The sequence below is a fragment of the Bacillus cereus group sp. BceL220 genome (genome assembly GCF_051776965.1).
In the GTDB taxonomy this organism is placed as follows: domain Bacteria; phylum Bacillota; class Bacilli; order Bacillales; family Bacillaceae_G; genus Bacillus_A; species Bacillus_A cereus.
Genome location: NZ_JBPWBC010000002.1, coordinates 597112 through 622226, shown reverse-complemented (window position 1 = coordinate 622226; position 25115 = coordinate 597112). Strand labels below are relative to the sequence as shown.

The following is a 25115-nucleotide window of genomic DNA, read 5'->3' as shown; positions in this document are numbered from 1 at the left end:
TAATGATACTCATAGTATAATAATCATAATAACAAAGGACTGTTCGTATATATAAAATGAGTCGTTAAGCAAACTGACTCACAAGAACTGTCATGCTTTTTAGGAGAGGAGTATATTATGCTACAACATCTGTTTCCAAAACTGCGATTTGCACTCGTTGCAGTCGTTTTACTATGGATTAAAACATATATTGTGTACAAGCTAGCATTTGATATTAAAATTGATAATTTCTTTGAAGAATTCATGCTTTTTATTAATCCACTAGCTGCGTTACTTTTATTTTTCGGCTTAGCTTTACTTGCATCTAAGCACCGAAACCGAATTATAATTGGAATCAGTTTTATACTGTCATTTATTTTATTTGGAAACGCAATGTTTTATGGGTTCTATAACGATTTCGTTACTTTCCCGGTTTTATTCCAAACAAACAATATGGCTGATTTAGGGACAAGTATAAAAGAACTCTTTACGTACAAAACATTACTTTTATTTGCAGATGCAATTATTTTAATGTTTATTTCGCGTAAATTCCCATCATTTGGCGACAAAACACCACTTTCCCGCTCAGAGAAGCGAACTTTCTTTAGCGGTGTAACAGCTTTATTAGCACTACAAATTGTTGTATCAGTTATTTATAAACCACAAATGTTCTCGCGCTCATTTGACCGTCAAACTGTCGTAAAGAATTTAGGTTTATACACATATCATCTATTTGATATTACACTTCAATCCAAGTCTTCAGCTGAGCGTGTATTTGCAAGTGGGGATGGATTTTCTGAAATCAAAAACTATACAGACTCAAAAGACAAACAAGTTGATAAAAACTTATTTGGAGCTGCAAAAGGTAAAAATGTAATTTTAATTTCAATGGAATCTACACAAAGCTTTGTTATTAATAAAAAAATAAATGGAAAAGAAATTACCCCATTTTTAAATGAATTTATTAAGGATAGTTTCTATTTCGATAACTTCTATCATCAAACTGGACAAGGCAAAACTTCTGATGCTGAATTTATCGTTGAAAACTCACTTTATCCGCTAGATCGTGGTTCTGTATTCTTTACTCATGCAACAAACGAATACACAGCGACACCAGAACAATTAAAGAAATACGGATATTCTTCTGCCGTCTTCCATTCAAATGATAAAACGTTTTGGAATCGGGATGTAATGTATCCTGCGCTTGGATATGATCGTTACTTTAATTTAAATGATTACGCAGGAACGGAACAAATGTCTGTCGGTTGGGGATTAAAAGATAAACAGTTCTTTGAACAATCTATTCCAAAGTTAAAATCTTTACCGCAACCGTTCTATACAAAATTTATTACATTAACAAATCATTTTCCGTTTCTTCTAAATCCGGAAGACCAATATGTTGATGAATTCAACTCAGAAAGTGGTGTTGTAAACCGCTACTTCCCAACTGTTCGTTACACAGATGAAGCTCTTAAATTATTTATTAAACAATTAAAAGAAGAAGGACTGTATGATAATTCCGTTATTGTCATTTATGGTGATCATTATGGTATTTCCGAAAACCATAACGCAGCTATGGCACAGTTCCTAGGAAAAGATACTATTACACCATTCGATTCTATGCAATTACAACGAGTTCCTCTTATTATTCATGTGCCTGGTCAAGAAGGAAAAGTTGTTTCTAAAGTATCTGGTCAAATTGATATTAAACCAACGCTCCTTCATTTACTTGGTATTAAAACAAATAAATCCGTTGAATTTGGAACTGACTTATTTATTAAAGAAAAAGACCCGCTTATGGTAATGCGTGATGGTAGCTTTGTTTCTGAAGAGTATGTTTATACAAAAAATATGTGCTACAAAAGAAGTACGGGTGAAGAAGCTGATATGACGCTATGTCAGCCGTATATTGAAAAAGCAAAAACAGAATTAAAACTCTCCGATAAATTAATTTATGGAGATTTATTACGTTTCGATCCTAATAATCAATATAAAACTGGAACCATGACAACGAAATTTGAATAGTAAAGGAAGCAACTTTATACAAGTTGCTTCCTCTTTTTATTTTCACTTAATTTTTAAATCACCCTTCTATGAAATCTTTCACAAATTGGTAATTTCTTTCGTATGAGGAATAAATTTATGGTATGATAAAATAAGTAAACTTTCATACACTAATTAAGAATTTATTACAGAAAGCAAGGGATCAGATTTTGTATAGAGCAGCTATTCCAAACTTATTTACGCTCGGAAATTTATATAGCGGATTTTTATCAATCGGCTATGCATCTTTAGGATATTATAAATCAGCTGCTATTTTAGTACTTATCGGGATGATGTTAGATAGTCTTGATGGTCGTGTTGCTCGTTTATTACGTGTTGATTCACAAATGGGAAAAGAGCTCGACTCGCTTGCAGATGTCGTAACATTTGGTGCAGCACCTGCTGTTTTAATGTATTACACATCTTTCTCAAACTACGGAATCATCGGATTATACATAGCGGGATTATTCCCTCTTTTCGGAGCATATCGTTTAGCACGATTTAATGTAACACCATCTTCTACTTCAATGAAATATTTCACTGGAGTACCGATTACAGCAGCGGGAGGGCTTGTTGCTTTCTTAACATTATTTTCACATACCATTCCAAAAATCGTTCTTATTACCGTATTTGTAACGTTCGCATTTTTAATGGTGAGCCGCATTCGTATCCCAAGTTTAAAAGATGTACCAATTCCACGATATAGCATCATTATTACACTATTTTTAGTTGGAATCATTATTACAATGTATCAAACAGGATTTGGCAATTTTTCTGTTTTCTTATTCATTGCCATTCCACTATATATTTTGTACATGTTATCTCAATTCATTAGACAAAGACCGTCTAAAAAAGCGAATAAAGAAAAATAAGAAAACCTTCCGAGTCCGGAAGGTTTCTTTTTATTTTGTGACTAATACCTTTTGATTTACAGGTGTTACTGGCTCTTCGCCGTTTAATACAGCTAAAATATTTCTGACAGCCATTTCAGCCATCGCATCACGAGTTTCAAACGTTGCATTCCCTACGTGTGGAGCAAGTACTACATTCTTTAACTCTTTTAGCTCTTCTGTAATTTTCGGTTCAAATTCAAACACATCAAGAGCTGCCCCTTCAATTTCATTCGTTTTTAATGCATGAGCAAGTGCTGCTTCATTCATAATTGGTCCACGTGAAGCATTTACAATATACGCTGTTTTCTTCATCATTTTAAACTGCTCTTCATCAATCATATGATGTAATTTCGGATTATAAGCACAGTTAATTGTAATAAAATCTGCTGTTTGTAATAATTTTTCCAACGTCACATACGTTGCTCCCAGTTCACTTTCAGCTTCAAACTTACGATTTGGCCCTGTATATAAAACATCCATTCCAAATGCTTTCGCACGTTTTGCAACAGCCTTCCCGATTTCTCCAAGACCAATAATTCCGATTGTCTTACCGTGGACTTCTCGTCCTAAGAAAAATAACGGTGCCCATCCGTTAAATCCAGTCGTACGACATAACGTATCCCCTTCAGGAATTCTACGCGCCGCTGCTAAAAGAAGTGCAAATGTTAATTCTGCAGTCGCTTCCGTTGATACTTTCGGTGTATTCGTTACTGCAATTCCTTTTTCACCCGCATACGTGTAATCAATATTGTCGTAACCAGCACCATAATTTGCAATAATCTTTAAATGAGGCGCTGCATCAATAACTTCTTTTGGCACCTTTGTCGAAAGTAAACTCAATAATGCATCTTTATCTTTTACACGCTCTGTTAATTCATCTATAGAAATTAACTCCTCTTTATCGTACATTTCTACATCATGATCTTTTAATAGTTCTAATCCAATTTCCGGAATTTTTCCCGCTACTAATATTTTTGCCACTACTAACACCTCTTCTATAGAAAATAAGATATCTCTTATATTTCATTGTAAGAAATCCACATATAAAAACCAAGGAATTTGATTATAGTTTTGAAAATCGACACTTTTCCATGAAAAAAGAGGAGATGCAACTCTCCCCTCTTCTTACGCTTTTTCCTGCGATTCTTTTCCGAGCTTCACATCAATAGTTCCTTCTGCAACCGTATCGCTAATTTGCTCCTCAATAACCGATTGAGATGCAGCATTCGTTTCAGAAGTATAAGCTTGTTGCTGTGCAACTTGTACATTTTGTTTATTTTGTTGTTTCGCCATTTCTTACCCTCCTTTTCATTCTTTCTTATTTTGAACAAAAAGGGTGGTTTTCATCAAAAAATTGCGTTTCATTTTGAAATTCTTACTTCTTCTTCAAGCGACCTCATTACTCTTGCTCGCTTCGTAAATGTTGCAATCTGAGTAACACCGTGAGCTCGTAATGTTTGTACATTCTCTTGTACATAGTTTCCTAAATCATTTGGATAATGGGCATCCGAAGAAATCGTAATTGGAACACCATACTTAGCTAATACTTGTAAATATAGTGGACTTGGGCACATTTCACGAACAGGATAACGATAGTACAATCCTGCATTTATTTCTGTTGCCGTATTCGTTTCTACTAACGCACAGGCAATTTCCTTATAATAAGAAAGCTGTTCATTCTCATCCAATCGATAATTAAATACCTTTATATTATCTAGATGAGCGATAATATCAAATAACTCGGTACGAATCGCACTCTCAACTGTTTTAAAAAACGTATCGTATAATGCGCGTAGGTCATGCACCTCAAAATATTCTTTCGTATCTGGATTATCAAATCCCCAGCCATTTAGAAAATGAACGGAACCAATTACATAATCAAAGTCTCCTAGCGCTAATAATTCTTTTAACTCTCCTTCACAACCAATAAAATAATCCGCTTCAATTCCAAGTTTAAGTTTGACACCTCTTTTACTCCATCGTTCTTTCGCCTCTTCAATTGCCTTTGTAAAATCATACAGTGAAACTACCCTTACTTGATCTAACCATTCTTTTTGTATACGACCGAGCTTAGAATCACTAATATCTACATATTTTTCATAATATCCTTTTGCTTCATGAAAACGATATAGATGATCAACAATTCCCACTTCTTTTATTCCTTTTCGCACAGCTTCTTCTAAATATAGATCTATCCATTCTGTTGTAAATGGCCCTTCCTTCACACGTTTTTGCAAACGCTCTTGTGTTTTCATAAGCCAATCCATAGAATGCCTTTCTTGAAGCGGTTCATAACATTCCAACGCTTCATTTATTTTAGCAAGCCACCCTATTGAATACGGTCCTTCTTCTAAGTGAAGATGATAATCTACTTTCATATACATTCCCCCTTATAATGTATCTATTTCCCTTCTATCCCCAATTCTCGAAAGCTTTCCATTTCGTTCTTTCACCTCTCGCATGACATCTTCCAATGCGATATTTTTTTCAGCTAATAAAACGAAACAGTGATAAAATACATCAACCATTTCTTTCACTACTTCTTCTTTATCATTGTTTTTACATGCGATAATTACTTCAGCACACTCTTCACCAATTTTCTTTAAAATTTTATCTTCTCCTTTTGAAAATAAATAATTTGTATACGATTCAGGAAGTGGGCTTTCCTTTCGTTCTTCAATTGTTTTATACAGCAACTTAAAGGCATTTTCCATATGTATCCCCCTATATAATTTGATAGTGAAAACATGTCTTCTCCCCCGTATGACAAGCAGGTCCTACTTGTTTCACATTCACAACAATTGAATCTTGATCACAATCTAAGTATAGAGATTGCACATATTGAACATTCCCTGATGTTTCTCCCTTATTCCATAACGACTGCCTCGAACGAGAGTAAAACCATGTTCTTTTCGTCTCTAACGTTTTTTCATATGCTTCTTCATTCATATAAGCTAGCATTAAAACTTCTTTCGTACCTTCTTCGATGACAATTGCCGGTATTAATCCTTTTGAAAAATTAGGTTTCATAACCGCACCTCAACATTTGCATCTCTTAATTTTCGCTTTACACTCTGCACTGTCGCCTCACCATAATGAAAGATGGATGCCGCTAATGCTGCATCAACTGTTGTCTTTTGAAAAACTTCTATAATGTGATCCGTATGACCACAGCCTCCTGATGCGATGACTGGAATGGAAACACTTTTTGAAATTTCTTCTGTTAAACGAAGATCATATCCACTTTTCGTTCCATCTGCATCCATACTCGTTAACAAAATTTCACCCGCCCCGAGCTTAACAACACGATTCGCCCATTCTATGGCATCCATTCCTGTGTCAACTCTTCCGCCGTTGACGTATACGTTCCATTTATCTTCTGCTACTTTTCTAGCGTCAATTGCCACGACAATACATTGTGATCCAAAGTGTTCTGCGCCCTCTTCGATTAGCTTCGGATTTCGCACTGCCGCTGAGTTTATTGAAACTTTGTCTGCTCCAGCTCTTAGTAAATTGTACATATCTTTCACACTTGAAATCCCCCCGCCAACCGTAAGAGGAATAAATACTTTAGCTGCTGTTTTTTCTACAACATCTATAATCGTTTTTCTTCCTTCATGAGTCGCTGTAATATCTAAAAATACGATTTCATCTGCCCCTGCCACGTTATATGCTTCAGCTATTTCAACCGGATCACCGACATCTTGTAATCCTATAAAATTTACCCCCTTTACGACTCGCCCTTCTTTCACATCTAGACATGGAATAATTCGTTTCGCTAACATAACTTCGTTACCTGTAACACTTCTTCTAAATCAATCGTTTTCTCGTAAAGCGCCTTTCCAATTATGACACCATATATATTCATATCATTTAACTTTTTCACATCTTGAATAGATGCCACTCCTCCAGAGGCAATGAGACGAATGCCCACACTTTTTTGAAGTAACGCCAATTGTTCAAAATTTGGCCCTGCAAGCGTCCCGTCTTTCGAAATGTCTGTAAACACAATCGTTTGAACATCTAAACTTTCCATTTGTTTCGCTAAACTAATATAAGAAATTTCAGACAGATCAAGCCAACCTCTCGTTGCTACGAAACCATTTTTCGCATCAATTCCAACAATGATTTTCTCTTTATATAGACGAACTGCTTCCTCTAAAAATGACTTATCATAAAGAGCTGCTGTTCCTAAAATCACTTTTTCTACACCTACTGACAATAACTTCTCCACCGCTACAAGTGAACGAATTCCTCCTCCCACTTGCACAGGAATACGTACCGCCTTGCAGATTTTTTCAATGACGGGCAAATTTAACGACTCGCCAGCAATTGCACCGTCTAAATCAACAATGTGTAGTATTTCCGCTCCAAGCTTTTCAAATATGATTGCCTGCGCTACCGGATCTTCATTCATCACCGTTTCTTTACTAAACTCTCCTTGATAAAGTCTAACGCATCGTCCTTCTTTTAAATCGATAGCTGGGAAGATTTCCATGCTTCTACCACCCCTTGAAAATTTTTTAATATTTGCATGCCAATTTCACCACTTTTTTCTGGATGAAACTGTGCACCAAATACATTTCCTTTCGCTACAAACCCTGGTACTTGCATTCCATAATCACTTACTCCGCATACAATTTCATCTGGACAATCCGCGTAATATGAGTGAACATAATAAACGAAAGAACCATCCACTAATCCATTCCAAAGCGGAAATTCTCTTTCCTTCCTTAATTCATTCCATCCCATATGAGGAATTTTATACGAAACTTTTAACTTACGAATTTCCCCTGGTAGTAAACCTAACCCGCTACAATCTTTTAGTTCCTCACTTCGTTCAAATAAAAGCTGCATGCCCAAACATATACCGAGGAGAGGTTTTCCTATATCACAAACCTCTTTTAGTACACACACTAAATCTCTTTCTTCTAATACGTCCATCGCTTTCGGAAATGCACCTACTCCCGGTAAAATCACGCCATCGCTTCTCAATATCTCTTCTTTATCACTCGTTACAATGTACTCTGCCCCAATATATTTTAATGCTTGCTCTACACTGCGAATATTCCCCATTCCATAATCTATAATGGCAATCAATTACAACATCCCTTTCGTTGAATTTACACCAGTAATGTTGGCATTTTTTTCGACCGCTTCTCTAAGCGCTCTACCAAAAGCTTTAAATACTGCTTCAATTTTGTGATGCGTATTACTTCCGTATAGAACGCGCGCATGTAATGTAATATTGGCAGCATGTGCAACTGCTCTAAAAAATTCTTCCGTCAATTCTGTATCAAAATCCCCAAGCTTCGGATTTGTTAATTCCCCTTGAAATACACAATATGAGCGTCCACTTATATCAATTGCGACAAATCCTAAAGATTCATCCATCGGTACATACGCAGAACCGTAACGATTAATTCCCTCTTTGTTTTGCAATGCTTCTTTCAAGCAATTTCCGAGTACAATTCCAACATCTTCAACGGTGTGATGTGCATCGACAAATGCATCCCCCTCTGCTTCAACTTGCAATCCAAATCTTCCATGTCTAGCAAATAAAGTAAGCATATGATCGAAAAAACCAACCCCTGTTTGAATAGATACATTTGTACTTTCATCAAGCTGCAAATTTAATTTAATTTTTGTTTCTGTCGTCTCACGTACTTGACTGGACTGACGCATTATTTTTCCTCCTCAAACCTTATTTGGATTGCTCTCGCATGTGCATGTAACCCTTCTTTATTTGCAAGCTCTACAATGTGATGCTGTACATTTTTTAATGCTTCCTCCGTATAAGAAATAAAACTTGATTTTTTCACGAAATCATCGACTGATAACGGAGAAAAAAATCTTGCCGTTCCGCTCGTTGGTAATACATGATTCGGTCCCGCTAAATAATCCCCGAGCGGTTCAGGTGCATATGACCCAAGGAAAATAGAACCTGCATGTTTCACATAATCTAGAGCATTCATCGGTTCTTTTATATGTAACTCTAAATGTTCTGGAGCAATTTCATTTGATAACTTTAGTGCCTCCTCTAAAGAAGGAACGATAAAGATGGCTCCATTTCTATTTATTGATTCACGTGCAATTTCACTTCTTGGTAACATTTCTAACTGTCTTTCTATCTCTTTTTCTACTTCTTTAGCTAGTTCCATATTCGTTGTAATACAAATCGCCGTTGCTCTCTCATCATGCTCTGCTTGCGATAATAAATCCGCTGCGATATATTTTGCATTACCTGTTTCATCCGCGACAACTACAATTTCTGATGGACCAGCAATCATATCGATATTTACTATTCCGTATACTTCTCGCTTCGCTAGAGCGACATACAAATTTCCCGGTCCAACTATTTTATCCACTTTCGGAATCGATTCCGTCCCGTATGCTAAAGCAGCAATTGCTTGCGCGCCACCTATCGTATAAATTTCAGCTACTCCCGCAAGATTTGCAGCAGCTAATATATGCGGATCAATTCCTCCTTTCCTCGGCGGTGTTACCATTACAATCTTTTTCACACCTGCGAGTTTCGCCGGCAATACATTCATTAATACTGAAGAAGGATATGAGGCTGTCCCACCCGGTACATATACACCTACATTTTCTAACGGCCGAATGAGTTGCCCTCTAATTATGCCTTTACTTTCACAATCGAATATTGAGTGCTTCTTTTGCTTTTCGTGATACGAAACAATGTTTTTCTTCGCCTCTTTTAAAGCTTCTAAAAATGAATTCTCTACAAACATACTCGCTTGCTGTATTTCTTCTTCACTTACACGAAAATCTTTCATCTCTACATCATCAAACTTTTTTGTATAGAAAGATAAAGCTTCATCTTTCCCTTCCCTTACATTTCTAATGATTTCTCTTACACTTCTTTGAACAGTTTCTTCTATTATATTAGCGTTTTCTCTTAGCACTTTTACTTTAGATAATGCCTCCTTAAAGTCTTCATAAATGATTTTCATTTTAAGTCCTCCTATTTCCCTGATAAGATTTCTTGCTCCATCATATTTATAATACTGAATATTTCGTCTTTTTTAGTTTTTAAGGCTGCCTTATTTACAATCATCCGAGCCGATATAGAGTGCATTTCCTCAAATACAATAAGTCCATTCTCTTGTAATGTTTTTCCTGTTTCAACAATATCTACAATCGCATCTGCCAATCCAAGAAGAGGAGCGATTTCTACAGAACCTTCTATTTTAATAATTTCTACATCCTCTCCCTTATCATGAAAATAAGTAGAAGTAATATGCGGGTATTTCGTAGCAATTCTTTTCTTCCGGTAACTCTTCGGATTATACGTAGGAATAGAAGCAACACAAAACTTACAAATCCCCACTCCTAAATCCAGCATTTCATAAATATCTTTCTCGTTTTCCATTAAAATATCTTTTCCAACGATCCCAATATCAGCTACCCCATGTTCTACATAAGTAGCAACATCAACCGCTTTTACTAAAATAAATGAAACATTTGTATTTTTACTTTGAAATACAAGCTTCCGACCTTTATTTTTGAGATCGGAACAATCAATTCCAATCTGCTCAAAAAGTGGAATGACATGTTTTTCTAACCTTCCTTTCGTTAACGCAATTTGAATGTTACGCATGAAGCCTCTCCTTCTTTCTGGACTACCCATTTCTCATTCCATACATATTCCACTAAATATTCATTCTTTGCCTCAACGACCGTTCCTATTTTATTTTTTCTTGCAAATTGAAAGGTATCGCTTAAATTAGAGAATAGAGATAACCAAGCATTTTTCCCATCCTTTCGAAGTAAATTTCGTAACCTTTCTGCTTCCGCTAATCTATTTAACTCATAATGAATCACAATATCAATTTGATTTCGTTCATATGGTTCTTGCTGCTCTTGCAGCGCCTTCACAATTTGATTTACTTGTACCGCGAGTCCAACAGCTGGCAGCATTTCTCCAAAATTCCCAATTAGCTCATCGTATCTTCCGCCACTAACGATTTCTTCTCCAATTTCATATATATATCCTTTGAAAATAACACCCGTATAGTAATCTAAGTGTTGAATCATGCCCAAATCAATTGATATGTAAGAACCATATCCTAACGTTTCAATTGTTTCATACATTTCTTTTACTCTTGCAATTGCCATTTTCATTTCATTACTTGAAGCAAGCTTTTCTGCCTCCTCAATAACTTCTAAATTTCCAAATAGCCTTGGTAATTTCTCAAGTAATCTTACTGTCTCATCGCATCGATCTAATTTCTTTTCTCCGATAAAATTTGAGAGGGCAGCATAATTTTTACTTTCTATATACGTTCTAAGTACCCTTTCTTCTTCATCATGGATGGAGAGTTTTTTTACAATACATTTATATAACTGTACTTGCCCAATCTCAATTGTAAAAGATTGCACCTTCAACTTTTGAAGTGCTTGAATGACACTTATTACACATTCAATTTCAGCTCTTACATTATCAATCCCGATAACTTCAATACCACTTTGTACGATTTCATTATATTTTCCAGAATGGGATTCATTGGCTCGAAATACATTCCCGCTATACGTCACTTTAAGTGGCGTATCCCATCTCTGTGTTCCAATCACTCTTGCTAAAGGAATTGTCATATCTGGACGTAAAACGATAATCCTTCCCTTTTCATCAAAAAATTTATACATCTTCTCTTCATCTATCGGTCTATTTTGAAATGCAAAAACATCATAAAATTCAATTGTAGGTGTTCTTATTTCCTCATAACCTCTCTCTAAAAAAGTAAGCCTTAATTTTTGCTCCACTTCTTCAATTAACGTACATTCTTCGAATAAATAATCTCTCGTTCCATTCGGGTTCGCCCGTTTCCATTTTGTCATCTAAATTTTCACACCTTTCCCCTTCTAATGTATGCCTATTCCATTCACCTAAGCCGAAAATAAAAAGAGCCTTGTAGACAAAATACCTACAAGGCTCTTCAGTAGAGTGTAGGTACAACGGGAATAACCCTTGTACCTACACGTTTTCACGCTAGGTTCAAGGGTTTCATGTATGATGATGTAGTTGTGTAAGCATTGTAATAGATTTTATTGTATTCATAATACTTACTCCCTTTCTCCTCTGATTTTCACATAGTATATAACAGTTAATTTTGAATGTAAATACATTTTTAATATTCCGTCACTTTTTTTAATGTAAAGCCACTTTTCTTTCATACTCTTTTATTTCTTGTTCATATTGCATTGTAATACTAATTTCATCTAAACCATTCAATAACTTCTCTTTCCACATTTTCTCGATTGTAAAATGGAATCTGTGCATATTCGTTATAATTATTTCATTTTCTAAATCAACTGTGATTTGTTCCCTCGCATCTGTTTTTGCAAGTTGTTCACGCATATCTTTGTCCATTACAATCGGTAACATGCCATTCTTCATACAATTCATATAAAAGATATCGGCAAATCCTCCAGCGATAATAACGCGGAAACCATAATCAGCAAGCGCCCATGGAGCATGTTCTCTAGACGAGCCACATCCAAAATTATCACCTGTGATTAATATGCTGGCTCCTTTTCTTTCTTGCGCATTAAGCGGGAAATTAGGGTTTTCTTGGCGATTATTATCATATCGCCACTCATCAAATAAAAACTTCCCAAACCCAGTTCTTTCAATTCTCTTTAAATATTGCTTCGGAATAATTTGATCTGTATCAATGTTATCATTCATCAGTACTGCGGCAGTACCTTTATGAATACGAAATGGCTCCATCATAAATCTCCTTTCTAATATCAACAAAATGACCATGTAACGCAGCCGCTGCCGCCATTGCCGGGCTAACTAAATGCGTTCGTGCTCCCTTTCCTTGTCTTCCTTCAAAATTGCGATTTGACGTAGAGGCACAATGTTCTCCTTCAGGCACTTGATCTGGATTCATACCTAGACACATTGAGCATCCGGGCTCTCTCCATTCAAATCCAGCTTCTTCAAATATGCGATGTAATCCTTTATGCATCGCTGCTTCTCTTACCCTTTGAGATCCAGGTACAACAAGTGCTCGCACACCTTCTTTTACTTTTTTACCTTTCACGACAGATGCAGCAATTTCTAAGTCAGAAAGCCTGGAATTTGTACAAGATCCAATGAAAACATGTTGAACTGGAATGTCATACGTACTTTGTCCGGGACTCAACCCCATATAAGAAAACGCTCTTTCGTCATTTGCATCATGCTTTTCTGGCAATTTCTCATCAATCCGAACACCCATACTAGGATTTGTTCCCCACGTAACGTACGGCGCTAAACCCGTAACATCTACTAGAATATGTAAATCATAAGCTGCATCTAAATCTGTATAAAGTTCTGACCATTTTTCCTTAATAGATTCATAGTCTTTCGGCGCATATTTACGCCCTTTTACGTAAGCAACCGTTTTTTCATCTGGTGCAATAATGCCAGCCTTTGCTCCCCCTTCAATTGCCATATTGCAAAGCGTCATCCTCTCTTCCATATCCATAGCATGAATGGCCTCTCCGTAAAATTCCATTACGTAACCTGTTCCAACTGCTACTCCGTACTTTGAAAGAAGGTGTAAAATAATATCTTTCGCATAAACACCTTGCGGTAACTTTCCTTTTAACTCAATGCCCATCGCTTTCGGTTTTCGTTGCCATAACGTTTGCGTTGCCAATACATGTTCCACTTCACTCGTACCAATACCAAACGCTAGTGCGCCAAAAGCACCGTGAGTTGCTGTATGACTATCACCACAAACAATCGTTTTTCCTGGCTGTGTGAGTCCAAGTTCTGGTCCTATAACATGAACGATCCCTTGCTCTTCATCTCCGATATCCGCTAATGGCACCTGAAATTGTTTACAGTTTTCCCGAAGTGTATCTAGTTGCTGCTTCGCAATGCGGTCGGTAATATTCCAAACATCTTTCGTTGGAATATTATGATCCATCGTTGCAAATGTTAAATCTGGTCTGCGGACTGTTCGATTTGTAAGCCGCAAGCCTTCAAAGGCTTGCGGTGACGTTACTTCATGAACAAGATGTAGATCGATATATAATAAATCCAATCCATTTTCATTTGTCGCAACTACATGTCTTTCCCAAAGCTTATCTAGTAACCTTTTCCCCATTATCTTCCTCTCCCTACTAACGCTTGCTCTTCCATTTCTTGAATAACTGCCTTTGTAAACGAAGTTGTCGTTTCAGTCCCCCCGATATCTGCTGTACATTTTCCAGATTTAAGGACTGCAGAAACTGCTTCTTCAATTGCATATCCTTCTCTCGTTAATCCGAACGATTGCCCAAGCATCATTGCAACAGAACGCATCATCGCAATTGGATTCGCCTTATTTTTCCCCGCAATATCCGGTGCTGATCCGTGAATAGGCTCGTATAATGAAGGCCCTTTTTCAGCGTGACTTGCTGATGGAAGCATTCCTAATGATCCAGCTAATACTGAAGCCTCATCACTTAAAATATCACCAAATAAATTTTCCGTTACAATAACGTCAAATCTTCCTGGATTCCGAATTAATTCCATAGCCGCTGCATCTACTAAAATGTGTTCTACTTCCACATTTGGGTAGCGAAGTGCTACTTCTTCTGTCACATTTCTCCATAGTTTACTAGACTCTAAAACATTCGCTTTATCAATAGATGTTACTTTTTTCTTCCGCTTATTTGCTAATTGAAAGGCATACGAAACGATACGTTCAATTTCATGTCGATGATACGTAAGTGTATCTGTCGCCACTTCTTCCGTTCGCTCTTTCGGATAAGAAAAATAAATTCCGCCTGTTAATTCACGAACGACAACGAAATCAATTTCATCAGCATTTTTTAATGGTGATAAATGTGCAGTTGCACTTTCTACCGTTACAGGGCGAACATTCGCAAATACACCGAGTCCTTTTCTTAATGCTAATAATCCTTTCTCAGGCCTTTCTTTCGCACTATCCCACCTTGGTCCACCTACTGCTCCAAGTAAAACCGCATCACTCGCTAAACAGGCGGCAAGTGTTCGCTGTGGTAATGGTTGCCCAGTTAAATCAATAGCAACACCACCAAAGTACTCATCTTGCAAATGAAAATGATGTCCATATAGCCTTTCTACCATATGCAATACTTCCTTCGCACTTTCCATAACTTCTGGACCAACACCATCACCAGCTAAACAAACGATACGTTTTTCCATTTTTAACACTCCTTTTAACTGAATTTTCAGAACTTTTTATTTGATAGGTGAGGAAAGCTTCTCTCACCTATCAAATATTTATTTCACAAGCGCTATAAGAGATTTTAATTTCCCTGCTGCATGGACATAAGCTCTCGCCGACGCTTCCAATACGTCTTGCGCAACTCCAAAACCTGATATTTGGTGACTACCTTCTTTTAATTCAACATGAACGTGAGCAAGTGCATCTTGACCTTGTGTAATAGATTGTATGCGATAATCTGCCAATTCACATTCTAATCCTAAAATTCTTTGAATCGCATTGTATATCGCTTCAATACTACCAGAACCAGTGGCTGCATCTTCATATACATTTCCTTCCTCATCCTTAAGCACAACTGTTGCGCATTGTGTACTATTTGATACGAAATGCACTTGTAATTGCGTAATGTTATATTGCTGGGCTGCAAATGCTGCTTCACCAAGCATAATTGCGCGTAAATCTTCCTCAGTAATTTCCTTTTTACGATCCGCCAATTTTTTAAATGATTCGAATGCCGCATCTCGCTCTTCATTTGTAAATTCATAACCAAGCTCTTTCATTTTTTCCGTAAACGCATGACGGCCAGAATGTTTCCCAAGTACAAAGAGATTTTGAGATTCTCCTATAAGCGCTGGTTCGATAATTTCATAAGTTGTTACTTCTTTTAGAACCCCATCTTGGTGGATGCCTGATTCATGAGCAAATGCATTCGCTCCAACGATTGCTTTATTTTTCGGTACAACCATACCCGTTAACCTGCTTACTAATGTACTCGTTGCCTTAATCTCTTTTAAAGTCATCGAAGGTTCTGCTTTATAAAAATCTTTTCTAATATGAAGAGCAACCGCAACTTCTTCTAACGCTGCATTCCCTGCTCTTTCTCCAATGCCATTAATCGTTCCTTCTACTTGCAATACTCCGCCTTCAACCGCAGCTAACGAATTTGCTACTGCCATACCAAGATCGTCGTGACAATGACAAGAAAAAATCGCTTTTTCATATGATGGAACGGATTCTTGTAAGTATCTAAAAAGAGAATAATATTCTTCCGGATTCGTATATCCAACTGTATCCGGAATATTAATTACATTCGCTCCTGCGCGAATCGCAGTTTCTACTGCTTCAGCTAAAAATGCTCTCGATGTTCTTGTCGCATCTTCTGCAGAAAATTGTACTGTCGGAAATAATGATTTTCCAAGCGTAACCGAACGATGAATACTATTTAACACATCTTCTTTTGACATACAAAGTTTATATTTCATATGAATATCACTCGTAGCTAGAAATACGTGTAGACGAGGAGATACAGCACCTTTCACAGCTTCATATGCTCTTCGAATGTCACTTTCTTTCGCTCTAGCTAAACTCATAACCGTAGCATTTTGAATTGTATTCGCGATGCGTTTTACCGATTGGAAGTCACCTTCGGAAGCTGCCGCGAATCCAGCTTCCATTACATGAATACCAAGCCTCTCTAATTGCCTAGCAATTTGTAACTTCTCTTGTTCATTTAAATTTACTCCTGGTGATTGTTCGCCATCACGAAGCGTTGTATCCATGAACAAAATCTGCTTCATATTATTTAATCCCTACCTTTACTCGCGGCTGTACGAAAGGCATCATTTCACGTAATTTACGTCCTACTACTTCGATTTCATGTTCATTCTCTTTCTCATTTGTCGCGTGGAAATTTGGTCTTCCTGCTTTATGCTCTGCAATCCAGCCTCTTGCAAATGTACCATCTTGAATTTCTGCTAATACTGCCCCCATCGCTTTCTTCGTATCTTCAGTAACAACGCGTGGTCCTGATACGAAGTCTCCCCACTGCGCTGTATCTGAAACTGAATATCTCATATTTTCAAGTCCACCTTCATACATAAGGTCAACGATTAGCTTCAGTTCATGTAAACATTCAAAATATGCAAGTTCAGGCTGGTATCCCGCATCAACTAACGTTTCAAATCCTGCTTTTACAAGTGCAGTCACTCCACCGCAGAGTACAGCTTGCTCTCCAAATAAATCTGTTTCTGTTTCTTCTTTAAACGTCGTTTCTAATACACCAGCTCTCGTTGCTCCAATTCCGTCAGCATAAGAAAGTGCTTTTTCAGTCGCAACTCCTGTTGCATCTTGATATACTGCAAATAATGCAGGAACAGCCCCTCCCTCGGCGAACGTACGGCGTACGAGATGCCCCGGTCCTTTTGGCGCTACTAGAAATACATCTACATTAGCTGGTGGTTTTACTTGATCAAAGTGAACATTAAATCCATGTGCGAACACGAGAGAGTTTCCAGCCTGTAAATTTGGTGCAATTTCAGCTTCATATACTTCTGGTTGTAATTCATCAGGTAATAGAATCATTACTACATCAGCTTTTTCCGCTGCTTCTGCTACTGTATATACAGAAAACCCATCTTCATTCGCTTTATCCCAAGACTTACCTTTTCTTAAACCTACTACTACATCAAATCCGTTATCACGTAAATTTTGCGCATGCGCATGACCTTGCGAGCCATATCCGATGATTGCTACTTTCTTTTCCTTTAATACATTTACTGTTACATCTTTCTCATAATAAACTTTTGCCATTTTCATTTCCCCCTATATTTAAATGATTATTGAATTAACATAACTTGCTTATCTTGTTTTTTCATACTACGTGTAAATGCTGTTACACCTGTTCTAGCAATTTCTTTTAAACCGTATGGACGAAGTAATTCAATTAACGCTTCTACTTTATCTTGCGTACCTGTTACTTGCACAACTATGGAATCCTTCCCAACATCTATTACAGCGGCTCGAAATGGTTCAATTAAACTATATAATTCTGCCCTCGCTACAGAAGTTGCTACTTTAATAAGAGCAAGCTCTCTAGCAATCATTGCTTCTTCTGTAATATCTGATACTTTCAGAACATCGATTTGCTTATGAAGTTGTTTAATTAACTGCTCAACTTGCTGTTCACTTTCAACGTGTACAACAATCGTCATTCGCGATATATCTGATGATTCTGTATGACCTACTGAAATACTTTCAATATTAAAATGTCTTCGTGTCATAACCCCTGTAATTCTGTTTAACACACCACTTTGATTTCGAACTGTCGCTGTAACAATTCTCTTCACCCTTTTTCCACTCCCTCCATTTGGTGAACACCTTTTCCTGGTGCAACCATCGGCATAACCTTCTCTGATTGAAGTACACGACAATCGATTAAGACTGGCTCTTGTAATTCGATCGCATGCTGGATTTGCTTCTTTGCAAGAAGTGGATCGTCAATACGAACACCTTTTATACCATACGCATTCGCAAGAGCGACGAAATCTGGTTGGCATGGCAATAAAGAATGTGAATATCTTTGATTGTAAAATTCATCTTGCCATTGTCTTACCATTCCTAAAGCTTCATTATTTAAAATAAATACTTTAACGGGTAAAGCGTGTTCTTTTAATACACTTAATTCTTGCAGAGTCATTTGAAACCCAGCATCACCAACAATTGCAATAACTAATTCTTCAGGCTTTGCAATTTGCGCACCGATTGCTGCTGGAAATCCGAACCCCATCGTTCCTAATCCGCCAGAAGTTACCCATTTATCTGGATTTTTCAACGGATAGTATTGTGCTGCCCACATTTGATGTTGCCCAACGTCTGTTGTTACAATCGCTTCTCCTTTCGTGATTTCATATAGCATATCAATCGCGTATTGAGGTTTAATACTTTCAGAATTTCGTTTATAAGAGAATGGGTACTTTTCTTTTCTACTCTTTAATAAAGAGAGCCATTCATGATGATTTTCTTTCTTTCCTTCTGATTGAAGCAATACTTCTAACGCCCGCTTAGCACTTGCAACAATAGGAATCTCTGTTGGCACATTTTTCCCGATTTCTGCTGGATCAATATCGATATGTGCAACAGTCGCCCCTTTAGCAAAAAAAGCTAAATTCCCAGTAAGACGATCGTCAAATCTCGCACCTATATTAATGAGTAAGTCGCATTCATATAACGCCATATTGGCTGTGTAAGAACCGTGCATTCCCCCCATCCCTAGAAATAGCCCATCATCTGGCGGAAAACCACCAAGTCCAAGTAACGTATGCACAACAGGGATTTCATATTTACGGGCAAAACTTGTCAATTCTTTCGAAGCTTTCGCATGCAGTATACCTGCTCCAGCTAAAATTAACGGTTTTTTTGCGGTTTCAATTGCTTGTAGTAATTTGTTTATTTGAAGTAGATTCGGTTCATAATTAGGGTTATATCCTGGTAAATCCATTTGTACATTGCTACATCGCTCACCTTTCTCGACTACCATATCTTTCGGAAGGTCAATAACGACTGGTCCTGGTCTTCCTGTTTTAGCAATATGAAATGCTTCTTTAATAATTCGAGGTAAATCTGAGGCCTTTCGCACTTGATAGTTATGTTTTGTCACTGGCATCGTAAGTCCCATAATATCCGCCTCTTGAAAAGCATCGCTCCCAATTAACGTTGTTGCTACTTGGCCTGTAAATACAACAAGTGGCAATGAATCAATCATCGCATCCGCTAGACCCGTAATTACATTTGTAGCACCTGGTCCACTCGTTGCAATTACAACCCCTGGGTTCCCTGTAATTCTGGCATACCCTTCAGCAGCGTGAATTGCCCCTTGCTCATGCCTTGTTAAAATATGCGGAATTTCACAATCATACAGTGCATCATAGAGAGGTAAAACGGCACCACCCGGATAACCGAAAATCACTTTTACGCCTTCCTTTTCTAGCGCTTCTAACAATAGCTGTGCACCAGTTGCCAGTTTCTCTTCCGTTTTTGAAGACATTGTTCTTATAAGCCCCCTTTTTCAAACTTTTATACAATAAAAAAATCCTACGTCCACACTCCAGCTATGTGCTGAAGGGACGAAAGATTTCGCGGTACCACCCTTCTTTGCAAGAATACTCTTGCCTCAGTGATCCATAAATGGATCTAGCTAATAACGGAGCTACCGTCTAAGCCTAGACAAATGCTTTAGCTTAGCACTCAAGGGCGATGTTCGTCGACGTGAACCATCGGTTTTCAGCAACCACCGACTCTCTGTGAGGCTTCACAATCAACTACTCCTCCCTATCAACGCTTTCTTATGTTAAAAAAGTTGTTATCCAACTTTATTTTCTTCGTAAATTTTCTCTCCATCTTCTACAACTAACTTACGAAACTCTTCTAATAAACGGTTCGTATGTGGACCTGTTTGCCCTAAGCCAATCGTTCTACCATCTACTGTCGTAACAGCAATAACTTCAGCAGCTGTTCCTGTTAAAAACACTTCATCAGCTACATATACATCATGTCTTGTAAATAACTCTTCTCTTACGTCATATCCAAGTTTTTCGCCGATTTCTAAAATGGCGTTTCGTGTAATACCTTCTAACGCTCCAGCAGAACTTGGTGGTGTAATTAATTTATTTCCTTTAACAATAAACACGTTATCTCCTGAGCCTTCAGCTACATATCCTTGATCATTTAACATAAGTGCTTCTTGTACTCCAGCTAATTTCGCTTCAATACGAACTAAAATATTGTTTAAGTAATTTAAAGATTTTACTTGAGGGGATAAAACATCGGGACGATTTCGACGCGTTGCAACTGTTACAACTGGAATCCCTTTCTCATAATATTCTTGTGGGAATAAAGATAATTGTTCTGCAATTACTACTACATTCGGCTTCTTACATGAATCGGGATCCAATCCAAGATTTCCTGCTCCTCTTGATACAACAAGGCGAATGTATCCATTAGATAATTTATTTTGTCGAATCGTCTCAACAACAATATTTGTTACTTCATCTAATGAATATGGAATTTCTAAAAGGATTGATTTTGCTGATTCATACAACCGGACAAGATGCTCTCTCAAACGGAAAACATTACCGCTATAAACTCTAATTCCTTCAAACACTCCATCGCCATATAAATAGCCATGATCATATACTGAAACTTTTGCCTCATCTTTTGGAACAAATTCTCCATTTAAGAAAATCCATTGCTCATTCACTAGAAGCGCCTCCTATGTTCTATGAATTTTTTATTGTTTCCTAGTTTACTCTCCTTTCTAAATAAATCAAGTGAATTTTTAGAAAATTTATAATTTTTAATCGTACGTACTTCTTTACTTATATTGATTTAACAACATTGTTAACGTTTACAAAAAGTCAAAAAATTTTTTTCGCCAATTTCCACTAAAAAAATATTTGTTTAAAAGAAGGATTTTCATCAATTGATACGAATCTATTGTATTCAATAAACGGACGTCCGATTTTATAAATCCGGGAATATATAACGACTTTTGCTGAAAAAGGGGGGAAATAACAAAAATAGCGCTGTCTAAAAATAACATTCATATTTTTCATTTCGTAATCATAATCCTATTTTTAAAAAACAATTTGTCAAAATGAAGGAGGAAATAAATATGGCGTGTGTACAAATTAAAGGAACGAGACAAGAGGTAGTAGAAATGCTGCAATTATTTGATCTAATGGATACGAAAGGTTTTTGTAAATTCGATAATTACGTAGAGGTAGAACCAAATACGCAAGAACATAATCATTTTATTGCTTCAATCGACATCCATTCAAATACTTCTTCTGCCCAAGATACATTAAACGATCAATTCGTTAGTCAAATGCTTACTGGCGTATATAACGACTAAACAAAGATTTACTTCCTACCGTCTTTTCATAAATGCAGTGAACTTGAGCATACTAGCAATTAGATGGTAGGAGGTGAGAATTATGGCTAGAATTGGCGTTGAAAACTCATTAACAGACGTTCAACAAGCTCTTCAGCAACAAGGTCATGAAGTTGTTACACTTAACTCAGAACAGGATGCACAAGGGTGTGATTGTTGCGTTGTAACTGGGCAAGATTCTAATGTGATGGGCATTGCAGATGCATCAATTAAAGGATCAGTCATTACAGCTCACGGTTTAACAACGGATGAAATTTGTCAACAAGTTGAAAGTCGCACTTAAAAAATGAAAGAGGACTCCTTTTAAAAGGAGTCCTCTTTTTTATATTCACCTAACGGGAAAGTAACATATACTGGATGAAAGCCCTACCTCTCTCTCATCATTACGGTTCCACTGACCGCTCCTTGATTCACTAGTATACATATATAGCTTACAAATACAATTTATAGGGTTTGTTCACAAAAGTTGTTGATAAAATTACCCGATCTTTCGCAAACTTTTCGTATTGCATTCATAAGAGATATTTACTTTACACTAGCTGTAACCGAGACACGAATTAAAATTCTAACACCAATACAATAGCTTGTCAATATTTTTCCGCAAATTAAAAACAGACATTAACGGTTTGTCTGTTTTAGAATGGAGCTTTTTCTTTTATTACATATACAACAAAGCCGCTTACTAACATAAATAAGCCAACTACTAAGTTTTTGATATTAATCATAAATTCCTCTCCCTTATTCCACACATCATATATATTTACATTTCAATTATTCCGATCATCCTAAAGCGCACTTTTTCTAATATATCATAATTCCTAAAAAATGCAAGTTCACTTTTGACGACCATTCACAAATTTATCTACAGTGCTTGGTACAGTATTTAAAGCCTTTTCAATTAAATGTGTACTGCTGTTGAGATGTAATACTTGCACCCCATTAGAACCAACTACTAAAAAAGCTACTGGACTAATAGAAACCCCAGCCCCGCTTCCTCCTCCAAATGGATGCCCTTGCTTGTTCTCTTTATGCTGATTTTGCCCACCGTTATGTTTTTCAGTAATGAAACCCCCTTTAAAATCACTTCCACCAGCTCCAAAACCAAAAGCCACTTGAGATACTGTTAATACAACATTTCCGTCAGCTGTTGAAACCGGGCTCCCAACAATTGTATTTACATCTACCATCTCTTTTAAATTTGTCATTGCCGTTTTCATTAAATTTTCAATTGGATGTTCCATTATGTATTGCACCCTTTCCTCATTATTCCTTTTTATACTTTCCAAAATAGAGGAAGTCATACTAACTTTTCCTATTTCAAGAAAACATTTTCCTCCTTTTAATAGATATTACTGCCCGTTAATGCGGGATAAAAAAGAAAAAGAGATACATACTACTATTGAACCTTGTTATGAAAGGAGCCATGACTTTGACTGAGAAATTTGATGATTATAAAAGAAGAGATAGAATAGATAGTGATTATAGTGACTATAAAGAAGAGTATGCCGCTGAGGTTGCACCACAACGCATTGATTATGATTACGATGATAAAGACGATAAAGATGTTGTAAAATCGTCCGCTGCTGGATCAACTGCTGGTTTTATCGCTCTTGCGCTATCTATCTTATCGCTATTTACATTCCCAACACTATTTGGTCTTGTTTCTGTTTTACTCGGTATTTACGCTTATAATCGCGGAGCTACTGTAACTGGCGGTATCGCTGCAGTTGTCGGTGGGATTGCTGCACTTATCGCAATTTTATTCCGAGTAGCACTTATTGGTTTACTGTTCTCCCTTTTCTAAAAAAGAAAAAGGTATCTCGCTTAACGCGGGATACCTTATCCTGTAAACACATCTTCCGATGGATATTTTATTTTTTGTTTTGCTGGTCGCGCTAAAGAGAACACAAGTGTTAATGGTCCAATTAATCCGCAGAACATAACAAACATAATAATACATTTTCCGAATGCCGATAGCTTTGCAGTAATTCCCATCGTTAATCCGACTGTACCAAACGCTGATATTGTCTCAAATAATAATTGAATAAAGCTGAAGTTTTCTGTAAGCATTAATATAAATACCGCTGCAAAAATAAGTATTTGACTGGCAACAGCAATCGCTAAGGCCCTCGTTACTGTCGACATTTTAATTGTACGCTGAAATAAAACAATTTCCTCCTTTTTTCTAAAGAAAGAAAGGACAGATGTAATTAAGATAACAAACGTTGTTAATTTAATTCCTCCACCTGTTGATACACTTCCTGCACCAATAAACATTAAAATCATCGTAAATAATATAGATGATTCTTCCATACCTCCATAGTCAACCGTATTAAATCCAGCTGTCCGCGGGGTAATACCTTGAAAGAAGGAAGCCCATAGTTTTTCATTTAAAGATAAATTCCCTAACGTCTTCACATTATTATATTCCAATACAAAAATTACAATCATTGCTATAACATTTAGCACTACTGTTCCAATAATCATTATTTTTGAGTGAAGTGATAATTTTCGAAAACTGCGACTATACCATATATCAATTAATACGGTAAAACCGAGTCCACCTATTACAATTAAAGAGCAAATCCCAATATTAATAATGGGATCTCCTACATATCTTGTTAAATTATCTGGCCATAAAGCAAAGCCTGCATTATTATAAGATGCAATTACATGAAAAATACTATAGTATAAACCTTTTCCAAAACCAAACTCTGGAATAAAGCGAAACGATAAAAAGATGACCCCAATAAGCTCAATACAAATCGAAAATATAAAGACACGCTTTACTAATTTTACAAGACCACCTATATTTGTTTGATTAAACGCTTCTCCAATTAATAAACGATGGCGTAATCCTATTTTTTTGCCTAATACCCAAACAATTAAAATGGCAATTGTCATAAGACCTAGACCACCTGTTTGAATTAAAAACATAATAACAATTTCGCCAAACATCGTAAATGTACTTGCTGTATCCACTACTCCCAAACCAGTTACGGTCGCTGCTGACGTCGCTGTAAAGAAAGCATCTACCCAACTAATATGTGCTTTCGTTGCGAATGGTAACTTTAATAACAAACCGCCAACCACAATTAAGCAGAAAAAACCTAACGCTAATATTTGTGGTGGGTTTAATCGTATAAGACGATTATACAGCCCTTGTTTTTTTGTTACTTCCATATCACTAACTCCCTTATTAAAGTGAAGCTTTCCCCTCATAAATAAAAAGCTTTTTAAAAGCCCTTAAAGAATTGGGACAAA

28 protein-coding genes and 1 other annotated feature are annotated in these 25115 nt (G+C 36.8%); of the genes, 5 read left to right on the top strand and 23 right to left on the bottom strand.

Annotation, left to right across the window (positions count from 1 at the left end):
• Positions 1-117: 117 nt before the first annotated feature.
• Together ACS2FK_RS08120 and pssA are read left to right on the top strand one after the other, a co-directional pair.
• Positions 118-2004, top strand: a complete 1887-nt coding sequence (locus ACS2FK_RS08120) for an LTA synthase family protein (RefSeq protein ID WP_000939084.1) — start codon at positions 118-120, stop codon at positions 2002-2004.
• 188 nt (positions 2005-2192) lie between these two features.
• Positions 2193-2894, top strand: a complete 702-nt coding sequence (pssA, locus tag ACS2FK_RS08115; protein ID WP_000285417.1) for a CDP-diacylglycerol--serine O-phosphatidyltransferase — start codon at positions 2193-2195, stop codon at positions 2892-2894.
• Between the two features lie 30 nt (positions 2895-2924).
• Here pssA and ACS2FK_RS08110 read toward each other — a convergent pair whose 3' ends face one another.
• From ACS2FK_RS08110 to ilvE, 20 genes are all read right to left on the bottom strand, one after another.
• A complete protein-coding gene (locus tag ACS2FK_RS08110; RefSeq protein ID WP_063546924.1) occupies positions 2925-3896 on the bottom strand; it encodes an NAD(P)-dependent oxidoreductase in 972 nt (323 codons plus the stop codon).
• 144 nt (positions 3897-4040) lie between these two features.
• Positions 4041-4208: a DUF4025 domain-containing protein gene (locus ACS2FK_RS08105; RefSeq protein ID WP_001118893.1), complete on the bottom strand. Its 168-nt coding sequence runs from the start codon at positions 4206-4208 to the stop codon at positions 4041-4043.
• A gap of 68 nt (positions 4209-4276) precedes the next feature.
• Positions 4277-5293, bottom strand: coding sequence for a histidinol phosphate phosphatase domain-containing protein (locus tag ACS2FK_RS08100; protein WP_063546923.1), 1017 nt, complete (start codon positions 5291-5293; stop codon positions 4277-4279).
• 12 nt (positions 5294-5305) lie between these two features.
• Entirely contained in the window at positions 5306-5629 is a 324-nt protein-coding gene (hisE, locus tag ACS2FK_RS08095) for a phosphoribosyl-ATP diphosphatase (protein WP_000426354.1), read from the bottom strand.
• 10 nt (positions 5630-5639) lie between these two features.
• Positions 5640-5945 (bottom strand): phosphoribosyl-AMP cyclohydrolase, encoded by a 306-nt coding sequence (gene hisI, locus ACS2FK_RS08090; RefSeq protein ID WP_000803964.1) that lies wholly within the window; start codon positions 5943-5945, stop codon positions 5640-5642.
• Positions 5942-6700, bottom strand: coding sequence for an imidazoleglycerol phosphate synthase cyclase subunit (hisF, locus tag ACS2FK_RS08085; protein WP_000880113.1), 759 nt, complete (start codon positions 6698-6700; stop codon positions 5942-5944). The genes hisI and hisF overlap by 4 nt, the downstream gene beginning before the upstream one ends.
• Positions 6694-7413 (bottom strand): 1-(5-phosphoribosyl)-5-[(5-phosphoribosylamino)methylideneamino]imidazole-4-carboxamide isomerase, encoded by a 720-nt coding sequence (gene hisA / locus ACS2FK_RS08080; protein ID WP_000402295.1) that lies wholly within the window; start codon positions 7411-7413, stop codon positions 6694-6696. Before hisA ends, hisF begins: the two co-directional genes overlap by 7 nt.
• Entirely contained in the window at positions 7386-8015 is a 630-nt protein-coding gene (gene hisH, locus ACS2FK_RS08075; protein WP_053564913.1) for an imidazole glycerol phosphate synthase subunit HisH, read from the bottom strand. Before hisH ends, hisA begins: the two co-directional genes overlap by 28 nt.
• Positions 8016-8600, bottom strand: a complete 585-nt coding sequence (hisB, locus tag ACS2FK_RS08070) for an imidazoleglycerol-phosphate dehydratase HisB (RefSeq protein ID WP_053564914.1) — start codon at positions 8598-8600, stop codon at positions 8016-8018.
• Positions 8600-9889, bottom strand: coding sequence for a histidinol dehydrogenase (gene hisD / locus ACS2FK_RS08065; protein WP_063546922.1), 1290 nt, complete (start codon positions 9887-9889; stop codon positions 8600-8602). Before hisD ends, hisB begins: the two co-directional genes overlap by 1 nt.
• A gap of 11 nt (positions 9890-9900) precedes the next feature.
• A complete protein-coding gene (hisG, locus tag ACS2FK_RS08060; RefSeq protein ID WP_029441809.1) occupies positions 9901-10536 on the bottom strand; it encodes an ATP phosphoribosyltransferase in 636 nt (211 codons plus the stop codon).
• On the bottom strand, positions 10512-11774 hold the full coding sequence (locus ACS2FK_RS08055) for an ATP phosphoribosyltransferase regulatory subunit (RefSeq protein WP_000170292.1): 1263 nt from the start codon (positions 11772-11774) through the stop codon (positions 10512-10514). Before ACS2FK_RS08055 ends, hisG begins: the two co-directional genes overlap by 25 nt.
• A 310-nt stretch (positions 11775-12084) precedes the next feature.
• Positions 12085-12666, bottom strand: coding sequence for a 3-isopropylmalate dehydratase small subunit (gene leuD, locus ACS2FK_RS08050; RefSeq protein WP_000433187.1), 582 nt, complete (start codon positions 12664-12666; stop codon positions 12085-12087).
• Positions 12644-14038 carry a 3-isopropylmalate dehydratase large subunit gene (gene leuC / locus ACS2FK_RS08045; RefSeq protein WP_063546921.1) on the bottom strand — a complete coding sequence of 465 codons (1395 nt, stop codon included), beginning with the start codon at positions 14036-14038 and terminating at the stop codon, positions 12644-12646. Before leuC ends, leuD begins: the two co-directional genes overlap by 23 nt.
• On the bottom strand, positions 14038-15102 hold the full coding sequence (gene leuB, locus ACS2FK_RS08040) for a 3-isopropylmalate dehydrogenase (RefSeq protein WP_000415378.1): 1065 nt from the start codon (positions 15100-15102) through the stop codon (positions 14038-14040). Before leuB ends, leuC begins: the two co-directional genes overlap by 1 nt.
• Before the next feature lie 78 nt (positions 15103-15180).
• Complete coding sequence (leuA, locus tag ACS2FK_RS08035) at positions 15181-16701, bottom strand: 2-isopropylmalate synthase (protein WP_063546920.1); 1521 nt, start codon at positions 16699-16701, stop codon at positions 15181-15183.
• A gap of 1 nt (position 16702) precedes the next feature.
• Positions 16703-17713 carry a ketol-acid reductoisomerase gene (gene ilvC, locus ACS2FK_RS08030; RefSeq protein ID WP_001151740.1) on the bottom strand — a complete coding sequence of 337 codons (1011 nt, stop codon included), beginning with the start codon at positions 17711-17713 and terminating at the stop codon, positions 16703-16705.
• 26 nt (positions 17714-17739) lie between these two features.
• Entirely contained in the window at positions 17740-18249 is a 510-nt protein-coding gene (gene ilvN, locus ACS2FK_RS08025; RefSeq protein WP_000822952.1) for an acetolactate synthase small subunit, read from the bottom strand.
• Positions 18246-19946 carry an acetolactate synthase large subunit gene (ilvB, locus tag ACS2FK_RS08020; RefSeq protein WP_063546919.1) on the bottom strand — a complete coding sequence of 567 codons (1701 nt, stop codon included), beginning with the start codon at positions 19944-19946 and terminating at the stop codon, positions 18246-18248. The genes ilvN and ilvB overlap by 4 nt, the downstream gene beginning before the upstream one ends.
• A gap of 72 nt (positions 19947-20018) precedes the next feature.
• Positions 20019-20246: a binding site (T-box leader), on the bottom strand.
• Between the two features lie 15 nt (positions 20247-20261).
• The gene (gene ilvE / locus ACS2FK_RS08015) at positions 20262-21158 is read right to left on the bottom strand and encodes a branched-chain-amino-acid transaminase (RefSeq protein ID WP_001005486.1); all 897 of its coding nucleotides are present in this window, start codon (positions 21156-21158) and stop codon (positions 20262-20264) included.
• A 414-nt stretch (positions 21159-21572) separates the two neighbouring features.
• Between ilvE and ACS2FK_RS08010 the strand changes: the two genes are divergently transcribed.
• Positions 21573-21812 carry a DUF3911 family protein gene (locus tag ACS2FK_RS08010; protein WP_000752514.1) on the top strand — a complete coding sequence of 80 codons (240 nt, stop codon included), beginning with the start codon at positions 21573-21575 and terminating at the stop codon, positions 21810-21812.
• 82 nt (positions 21813-21894) lie between these two features.
• Positions 21895-22134, top strand: a complete 240-nt coding sequence (locus ACS2FK_RS08005) for a YkuS family protein (protein ID WP_000101021.1) — start codon at positions 21895-21897, stop codon at positions 22132-22134.
• Positions 22135-22486: 352 nt separating this feature from the next.
• Here the strand turns inward: ACS2FK_RS08005 and ACS2FK_RS08000 are convergent, their stop codons facing one another.
• Complete coding sequence (locus ACS2FK_RS08000) at positions 22487-22576, bottom strand: hypothetical protein (protein WP_000608227.1); 90 nt, start codon at positions 22574-22576, stop codon at positions 22487-22489.
• A 108-nt stretch (positions 22577-22684) separates the two neighbouring features.
• Complete coding sequence (ytfJ, locus tag ACS2FK_RS07995) at positions 22685-23152, bottom strand: GerW family sporulation protein (RefSeq protein WP_002093915.1); 468 nt, start codon at positions 23150-23152, stop codon at positions 22685-22687.
• Positions 23153-23280: 128 nt separating this feature from the next.
• On the opposite strand from ytfJ, the gene ACS2FK_RS07990 reads away from it, so the two are divergent.
• Complete coding sequence (locus ACS2FK_RS07990; RefSeq protein WP_000136546.1) at positions 23281-23655, top strand: hypothetical protein; 375 nt, start codon at positions 23281-23283, stop codon at positions 23653-23655.
• A 35-nt stretch (positions 23656-23690) separates the two neighbouring features.
• On the opposite strand, the gene ACS2FK_RS07985 is transcribed toward ACS2FK_RS07990, so the two are convergent.
• The gene (locus ACS2FK_RS07985) at positions 23691-25034 is read right to left on the bottom strand and encodes a TrkH family potassium uptake protein (RefSeq protein ID WP_000454115.1); all 1344 of its coding nucleotides are present in this window, start codon (positions 25032-25034) and stop codon (positions 23691-23693) included.
• Positions 25035-25115 lie beyond the last annotated feature (81 nt).

Bases quoted from the DNA above. Each gene is read 5' to 3' on its own strand.
- ACS2FK_RS08120 (WP_000939084.1), top strand. From the start codon at position 118: ATGCTACAACATCTGTTTCCAAAACTGCGATTTGCACTCGTTGCAGTC.
- ACS2FK_RS08105 (WP_001118893.1), bottom strand. From the start codon at position 4,208: ATGGCGAAACAACAAAATAAACAAAATGTACAAGTTGCACAGCAACAA.
- ACS2FK_RS08100 (WP_063546923.1), bottom strand. From the start codon at position 5,293: ATGAAAGTAGATTATCATCTTCACTTAGAAGAAGGACCGTATTCAATA.
- hisE (WP_000426354.1), bottom strand. From the start codon at position 5,629: ATGGAAAATGCCTTTAAGTTGCTGTATAAAACAATTGAAGAACGAAAG.
- hisI (WP_000803964.1), bottom strand. From the start codon at position 5,945: ATGAAACCTAATTTTTCAAAAGGATTAATACCGGCAATTGTCATCGAA.
- hisF (WP_000880113.1), bottom strand. From the start codon at position 6,700: ATGTTAGCGAAACGAATTATTCCATGTCTAGATGTGAAAGAAGGGCGA.
- hisA (WP_000402295.1), bottom strand. From the start codon at position 7,413: ATGGAAATCTTCCCAGCTATCGATTTAAAAGAAGGACGATGCGTTAGA.
- hisB (WP_053564914.1), bottom strand. From the start codon at position 8,600: ATGCGTCAGTCCAGTCAAGTACGTGAGACGACAGAAACAAAAATTAAA.
- hisD (WP_063546922.1), bottom strand. From the start codon at position 9,889: ATGAAAATCATTTATGAAGACTTTAAGGAGGCATTATCTAAAGTAAAA.
- hisG (WP_029441809.1), bottom strand. From the start codon at position 10,536: ATGCGTAACATTCAAATTGCGTTAACGAAAGGAAGGTTAGAAAAACAT.
- ACS2FK_RS08055 (WP_000170292.1), bottom strand. From the start codon at position 11,774: ATGACAAAATGGAAACGGGCGAACCCGAATGGAACGAGAGATTATTTA.
- leuD (WP_000433187.1), bottom strand. From the start codon at position 12,666: ATGGAGCCATTTCGTATTCATAAAGGTACTGCCGCAGTACTGATGAAT.
- leuC (WP_063546921.1), bottom strand. From the start codon at position 14,038: ATGGGGAAAAGGTTACTAGATAAGCTTTGGGAAAGACATGTAGTTGCG.
- leuB (WP_000415378.1), bottom strand. From the start codon at position 15,102: ATGGAAAAACGTATCGTTTGTTTAGCTGGTGATGGTGTTGGTCCAGAA.
- leuA (WP_063546920.1), bottom strand. From the start codon at position 16,701: ATGAAGCAGATTTTGTTCATGGATACAACGCTTCGTGATGGCGAACAA.
- ilvC (WP_001151740.1), bottom strand. From the start codon at position 17,713: ATGGCAAAAGTTTATTATGAGAAAGATGTAACAGTAAATGTATTAAAG.
- ilvB (WP_063546919.1), bottom strand. From the start codon at position 19,946: ATGTCTTCAAAAACGGAAGAGAAACTGGCAACTGGTGCACAGCTATTG.
- ACS2FK_RS08010 (WP_000752514.1), top strand. From the start codon at position 21,573: ATGGCGTGTGTACAAATTAAAGGAACGAGACAAGAGGTAGTAGAAATG.
- ACS2FK_RS08005 (WP_000101021.1), top strand. From the start codon at position 21,895: ATGGCTAGAATTGGCGTTGAAAACTCATTAACAGACGTTCAACAAGCT.
- ACS2FK_RS08000 (WP_000608227.1), bottom strand. From the start codon at position 22,576: ATGATTAATATCAAAAACTTAGTAGTTGGCTTATTTATGTTAGTAAGC.
- ytfJ (WP_002093915.1), bottom strand. From the start codon at position 23,152: ATGACTTCCTCTATTTTGGAAAGTATAAAAAGGAATAATGAGGAAAGG.
- ACS2FK_RS07985 (WP_000454115.1), bottom strand. From the start codon at position 25,034: ATGGAAGTAACAAAAAAACAAGGGCTGTATAATCGTCTTATACGATTA.